Annotated in this window: 6 protein-coding genes; 2 read left to right on the plus strand and 4 right to left on the minus strand. The window is 65.7% G+C overall.

What is annotated here, in order from left to right; all coding sequences use genetic code 11:
• Positions 1–3: 3 nt before the first annotated feature.
• The gene (locus tag B3547_RS15630) at positions 4–1,032 is read right to left on the minus strand and encodes a polysaccharide deacetylase family protein (protein ID WP_124807803.1); all 1,029 of its coding nucleotides are present in this window, start codon (positions 1,030–1,032) and stop codon (positions 4–6) included.
• 112 nt (positions 1,033–1,144) lie between these two features.
• Positions 1,145–2,527 carry a class II fumarate hydratase gene (gene fumC / locus B3547_RS15635; RefSeq protein ID WP_292964548.1) on the minus strand — a complete coding sequence of 461 codons (1,383 nt, stop codon included), beginning with the start codon at positions 2,525–2,527 and terminating at the stop codon, positions 1,145–1,147.
• A 74-nt stretch (positions 2,528–2,601) separates the two neighbouring features.
• Here fumC and B3547_RS15640 point away from each other — a divergent pair, with 74 nt between their 5' ends.
• Both B3547_RS15640 and B3547_RS15645 read left to right on the plus strand, forming a co-directional pair.
• Complete coding sequence (locus B3547_RS15640) at positions 2,602–3,018, plus strand: secondary thiamine-phosphate synthase enzyme YjbQ (RefSeq protein WP_292964550.1); 417 nt, start codon at positions 2,602–2,604, stop codon at positions 3,016–3,018.
• A 90-nt stretch (positions 3,019–3,108) separates the two neighbouring features.
• On the plus strand, positions 3,109–3,873 hold the full coding sequence (locus B3547_RS15645) for a DUF2059 domain-containing protein (RefSeq protein WP_292964552.1): 765 nt from the start codon (positions 3,109–3,111) through the stop codon (positions 3,871–3,873).
• Between the two features lie 20 nt (positions 3,874–3,893).
• Here the strand turns inward: B3547_RS15645 and B3547_RS15650 are convergent, their stop codons facing one another.
• Positions 3,894–5,849, minus strand: coding sequence for an alpha/beta hydrolase family protein (locus B3547_RS15650; protein ID WP_292964553.1), 1,956 nt, complete (start codon positions 5,847–5,849; stop codon positions 3,894–3,896).
• Positions 5,850–6,045: 196 nt separating this feature from the next.
• Positions 6,046–6,722 (minus strand): AAA family ATPase (locus tag B3547_RS15655; protein WP_292964554.1); only part of this gene is annotated, 677 nt, incomplete at its 5' end.

The raw sequence follows: 6,722 nt of genomic DNA on the forward strand, positions 1-6,722 counted from the left end.
GCCCTACTTTTGATCCGCATCCACGCGCTTGTAGTCCTCCTGGATGGCCTTGGGCACATCCTCGAAGCTGTCCCACGGCAGCGGCTTGTGCAGTTCCATCGACCAGCGCTCGAGCCACTCGATCCCGTCCTTGCCGCTATAAGGATCGGGCGTGCGGTACGCCGGATCACGCATCGCCTGGTCCAGCGAGACCGGACGCAGCCGCTGGCGCTTCAGGATCGCGGCCAGTTCGTCCATGCTGTCGGCATTGAGCCGCGTGGCGTGCAGCAGCATGACGTAGGGTATATCGCGGCCGAACAGCGCACGCGATGCCGAACGATACCAGCCGATCGTCCGTTCGGTATAGGCGAGGTAGGTGGCGCGGATGCGCTGCCGGCGGGGTTCGTCGTGCCGCGCGATGGCGTCGTCGTAAGGCTCGGCGAACTCCCAGTCGTCCGCGTCGATGGTGACCGGAGCGTTGCGGTAGCCATGCTCGGTCAGCCACTGCTCGATCTCGCGCTTGACCGCTTCGGGCGATCCGGTCTCCAGATAGGGGTAGCGGAACCAGCGCGGCCGGCGATGGCGTTCGGCGAGCAGTTCGCGAATGACCGGCTCGCCGCGCGCGATGTCCGCGATATAGGCCCGCCCCCCGATCTGGTTCGGCGAATTGTGCGAGAAGGTGTGGTTGCCCAGGTCCATCCCGGCATCAAGCCAGCGCCGCAGGTTGGCGATCTGGCGCGGTCGGTCGAGCGCCAGCTTGCCTTCGTTGACGAAGCCCGTCGCGGGGAAATGATAGTGTCGCAGGCCGCGCAGGATCATCACGTTGATGTAATCGACATAGGGCTGGCTGTTGAGCTGGGTCAGGCCGGGCAGATCGTCGAACGTCAGCGCGATCGTGCCACGCGGCGGGCGCGCGGGCGCTTGCGGCGCGGGCTTGGCGGCGGCATTCGGCAAGACGTTCGGCAGAGCATGGGCATTGGGCGCGGCACGAACGACCGGCGCCGCCAGCACCAGCAGCGCCAGCGATGGCAGGAACAACAGGAACTTGCGCATTGGCTTCCTCTGTCGGCGGGCGGTCCCCCGGTAGCGCTCTAGCGCGACAATCGGGGATGCGCCACTCGCGCCGGGTTTCGTATGCCCGGCGGTCCGATCCAAATAGGATCGATCACACCATGTCGGCCGGGCGCACCAGCCGGTCGAACGTGGCTTCGTCCACCAGCCCCAGCGCCAGCCCCGCCTCGCGCAGGGTCAACCCTTGCGCGTGCGCGTGCTTGGCAATCTTGGCGGCGTTGTCATAGCCGATCGCGGGCGCCAGCGCCGTCACCAGCATCAGCGACCGGTCGACCAGTTCGGCAATGCGCCCGGTGTTCGGCTCGATGCCTTCCACGCAGCGTTCCGCGAAGCTGTCCATGCCGACGGCGAGCAGGTGGACGGACCGCAGCACGGCCGCGCCGATCAGCGGCTTGAACACGTTGAGTTCCAGATGGCCCTGCAAGCCGCCGACCGTCACCGCCTGATGGTTGCCGATCACTTGCGCGGACACCATCGTCAGCATCTCGCACTGCGTGGGGTTGACCTTGCCAGGCATGATCGAACTACCTGGCTCGTTGGCCGGCAGGTCCAGTTCCCCCAGCCCCGAACGCGGACCGGACCCGAGCAGGCGGATATCGTTGGCGATCTTGGTCAGCGCCACCGCCAGCGTGCCCAGCGTGGCCGAGAACTGCACCAGCGCATCGTTCGATGCCAGCGCCTCGAACTTGTTGGGCGCGGTCACATAGGGGCGGCCGGTCAGCGCCGCGACTTCGGCGGCGAAGTCCTCGCTGAACCCTTCGGGCGCGTTCAACCCTGTGCCCACGGCCGTGCCGCCCTGCGCCAGACGGAGCAGAAAGGCCTCCGCATCGCGCAAGCGGCGATAGGCATCGCGCAACTGCTGAACATAGCCCGAGAATTCCTGGCCCAGCGTCAGCGGCGTGGCATCCTGCAGATGGGTTCGGCCGATCTTGACGATACCCTGCCATGCCTCCGCCTTGACCGTCAGCGCGCCGCACAGCCGGTCGAGCGCGGGAATCAGATCATCGTTCAGGGCCTGCACCGCCGCGATATGCAGCGCGGTCGGAAAGCTATCGTTGGACGATTGCCCGCGATTGACGTGATCGTTGGGGTGGACCGGGTTCTTGCCGCCGCGCGTTCCCGTCAGGATCTCGTTGGCGCGCCCGGCGATCACTTCGTTGACGTTCATGTTCGATTGGGTGCCGCTGCCGGTCTGCCAGATGACCAGCGGAAACTGATCGTCGTGCCGGCCCGCGATCACTTCGCCTGCCGCCGTGCCGATCGCGTCGGCCAGTCCGGCATCCAGCCCGTGCCGCCGGTTCACCCGCGCCGCCGCCTGCTTGACCAGCGCCAGCGCGCGCACGATGCCCAGCGGCATCCTTTCCTGCATACCGAAAGGGAAATTCTCGACGCTGCGCTGGGTCTGCGCGCCCCAGTAGGCGGATGCGGGGACGGCGATTTCGCCAATACTGTCGGATTCAAGGCGCGTGGCGGTCATGGGATCACTCCGGAAGGGCGGCCTTATCCTACACCGGCTCGACAGCAAGGCCAGCCGGTGCGATGAAAACCGCGATGCGCCAATCCCTGACCGAACTTGCCGTTCCCACGCCTGGCCGCGGCCTTCACGAAATCACGCCCCAAGTCGCGGGCTGGGTCGCCGCGCAAGGGATCGAGACGGGGCTGCTCACCGTGTTCTGCCGGCATACCTCGGCCTCGCTGTGCATCCAGGAAAATGCCGCGCCCGAAGTGCGTGGCGACGTGGTGCGCTGGCTCGACCAGCTGGCCCCGGAGAATGCGGGCTATGCCCATGACGACGAAGGGCCGGACGACATGCCGGCGCACCTGAAGGCAATCCTGACCGGCGTTTCGTTGTCGATCCCGATCGCCGGCGGACGCCCAGCGCTCGGCACATGGCAGGGCATCTATCTGGTCGAACACCGCCGGGCACCGCACCGCCGCAAGGTGGTGCTCCACCTGATCGGAGCTTAGGGTCCTGACCCTGGGCACATCGGAGTTATCCGCGCTTCATGGTGTCGCACGGATGCGCTAACGCGGGGCCAACCTGATCCGGAGGCCCCGATGTCCGCCCTTCTTCGCGCTACCGTTGCTGCAGCGCTGCTGCTTTCCCCCGCCGCCGCCATCGCGCAGGAAAGCGCCGCGCCCGCAGCGAGCGCAAGCCCCGCTCTGCCGCCCGTCGATCCCGCGCGGCTACAGGCCGCCACCGCCACGGTCGACCACATCTTCCCGGCCGGCACCTATGCCAAGATCATGAACGGCACGATGGACACCATCGTCCGGCAATCGGTCGACAGCATGACCGCGCTGCCGATGCGCGATCTCGTTGGCCTGGCGGGCCTGAAGCCCGAGGAAGCGGCCAAAGTCGGCAAGGGCACCATGGCCGAAGTCATGGCCATTCTTGATCCCGCCTTCCGCCAGCGCACCGATCTTTCCATGACCGTGATGCGCGACGAGATGATCACGATGATGACCCAGTTCGAGCCGGACATGCGCGCAGGGCTGGCCGAAGCCTATGCCCGCCGTTTCTCCGCCGCCCAGCTCGACGAGTTGAACCGCTTTTTCACCACGCCCACGGGCAGCGAATATGCCAGCAATTCGATGACACTGTTCATGGACCCGGCCGTCATCGGCCGGATGCAGGCGCTGCTGCCGCAGATCATGCGCCAGATGCCGGCGATGATCCAGAAGATGACCGCCGCCACCGCGAACCTGCCCAAGCCGCGCCGCTATAGTGACCTGACAGCGGCGGAACGCGCGCAGCTTGCCAGGCTGCTCGGCCTCAACGAAGCCGATCTGGCAGGGCGCCAGCCGCGCAAGGGCCAGTAGAGCAAAGCACCGTCGCGCGTTCAGTCCGCGGGGTTGTACTTCGCCAGGAACACGTCGAGCCGGTCCAGCCATTGCTGCATGTTGGCGCTGGTCGAAAAGCCGTGGCCTTCGCCTTCCAGCGTATAGAACTCATAGGGTTTGCCGGAGAACTTGAGCGCGTCGGCAAACAGTTTCGACTGCTTGTAGGGCACGCGCTGGTCCTCGGTTCCGTGCATCATCAGCACCGGCACCCGCAGGCGATCCAGCGTGAACAGCGGCGACACGGTCCTGAGATCGAACGTTTCCTCGCCCTGCACCGTGCGCCGCCAGTCCTTGCGGTACCGCTTGCTGACCTTGAACGCGATCTGGAACTTGAGCTGGCGCGGAAGGTCCGAAACGCCGGCGAAGCTGGCCGCGCAACGATAGCGTTCGGGATTGCGCGTGGCGCCCCACAAGGCGGCATAGCCGCCATAGGAAGCACCGATCAGGCACACCCGCTTGGGATCGATCGTGCCGTCCTTGGCCAGCCAGTCCATCCCGTCGTCGAGATCGTCCTGCATGGCCCGACCCCACTGGCCCTCGCCCTTCTCGTAGAACGCCTTGCCATAGCCGCCGGACCCGCGAAATTCCGGCTGGAGCACCGCGTAGCCGCGATTGGCCAGGAACTGCACTTCAGGATCGAACGTGCCATCGTCGCGGATGTCGTAAGGCCCGCCGTGCGGCAGGATCACCAGCGGCAGGTTCTTCGGGTCCCGCCCTGCCGGCAGGGTGAGATAGGCGGGCACCTCAAGACCATCGCGCGCCTTGTAGTGCACGTAGCGGGTAGGCACGAGGTCGGCGGAACGCAGCTTCTCGTTCACGCGTGCCAGAAGCATCATCTTGCCCGCGTCCTGCCGGTACAAATAGTATTGCCCGGCGTTGCTGGACGACCCGAGATGGATCATCAGCACGGAATCGTCGCGGCTGCGCGAAACGATCGAGGCCTGCATGCCGCCGACCGCCTTGTCGATCGCATCCTGCACATCGTGCATGGTCTTGTCGAACCAGTGCACCCGGGGCCGGTCGTCGGTGTACCATGCGGCCAGCGGGTTCGCGCCGTCGATCGAGGTATCGAAATCGTCGATGTCGTTCGACACGTTGTCGAGGATCAGTTCGCCCCGTTCGCGCGTGGCGAAGTTGAAGCGATAGAGCGCATACCGCCCGGTCGCCTCGTTGTTCATGATCCGGTAGCCGAGATCGCTGCCCTGGTAGATGCGGAACGCATCGAAGCCGGCGTCCTCGTCCCCCTGTTTGGCCTTCACCACCGTATGAAACGATTCCGTGGCGTTTGGGCGGTAGATCATCGTCCAGCGATCGCCCGACCAGCCGAAGCCGGCGCGGACCACGCCCTGTTCATCGGCGTACCAGTCCCAGATGTCGGTGCGGGCCTGCACGACCTGCTTCTGGCGGTTGGTCGCCAGATTGACGGTGAACACGGACGGGTAGTCATAGATCGTGCTCTGATAGGCCAGCAGGATCGACTGCCCTTCGGGATCGATCCAGAGCACGTCATCGCCGACCAGCCCTTCCTCCCGGCCGCCGATGAAGCGGGTCTTGCCGGTGGTGATGTCGAACGCCACCAGCCGCGTCTGCCAGGCATCGTCGCCGTCCCACGGCACCGATTTGCCCATGCTTATCAGGATCGTGCCGTTTCCGGCCCAGCGATACCAGTTGAGATCGTATTCGTTCCCCAGGTCCATGATCCGGGGATTGTTCTCGCCGATCTTGATGACTCCGATGCAATCCTTGCCGGCCACGTTCATCCGCGCCACGATCTGCGTGCCGTCGGGCGAGAGCTTGGGATTGCTGAGGAACGGCTGGTTGGCCAGCACGCCCGTCTCGATGCGCGGGGGGCGTGGCTGCGCGGCCGGTGCGGCATCCGCTTGCGCGTGAGCCGGCACCCCGGCCGCGAGCATGATCGTGGTTGCCGCCGCGGCCAGCCAGCGCCTGTCAAACATCGAAATCCCCCGGTTAGAAGCCCCGCCCCACCGCGAATGAGGCAAAGGAAAGCGCCGCCGTCAATTCTCTTTCCCGGTTACATCTCCATGAAATAGCGCAAGAATGGACGTTCCCATACGAAACGCCCCCTCCCGGCCGGCGGGAGAGGGCGTTCGTTCAAGGGCCGGCGTTTGAGGGCCGGGAGCGGCGTCCGGTTCAGGAGACGCTGAAGTTCAGTGCGCCATCGCCTTCGTCGATCCGCACGGTGCTGCCGTCCGGGATCTCGCCGCCCAGCAGCTTTTCCGCCAGCGGGTCCTGCAGGTAGCGCTGCACCGCGCGCTTGAGCGGCCTTGCGCCATAGACGGGATCGTAGCCGACGCGGCCCAGCCAGCGCTTGGCGGCGTCCGTCAGGTCGATCGCGATCTTGCGGTCCTTGAGCAGGCCGGCGACGCGCGCCACCTGGATTTCGACGATCGGCGCCATGTGTTCCTGGCCCAGGCGGTGGAACAGGATGATCTCGTCCAGCCGGTTCAGGAATTCCGGCCGGAAGTGCGCGCGCACCACTTCCATCACCTGCGGTTCGACCGAAGTGACGTCCTGCCCTTCCTCAAGGTTGGCGAGGTACTGGCTGCCCAGGTTCGAGGTCAGGATGATCAGCGTGTTGGTGAAATCCACCACGCGCCCCTGCCCGTCGGTCAGCCGGCCATCGTCCAGCACCTGCAGCAGCACGTTGAACACGTCGCTGTGCGCTTTCTCGACCTCGTCGAACAGCACGACCTGGTACGGCCGCCTGCGAACCGCTTCGGTGAGAACACCGCCTTCATCGTAACCAACATAGCCCGGAGGCGCGCCGATCAGGCGGCTGACGGAGTGCTTCTCCATGAACTCGCTCA

Origin of the sequence: Novosphingobium sp. UBA1939, assembly GCF_002336885.1 — a bacterium.
In the GTDB taxonomy this organism is placed as follows: Bacteria; Pseudomonadota; Alphaproteobacteria; order Sphingomonadales; family Sphingomonadaceae; genus Novosphingobium.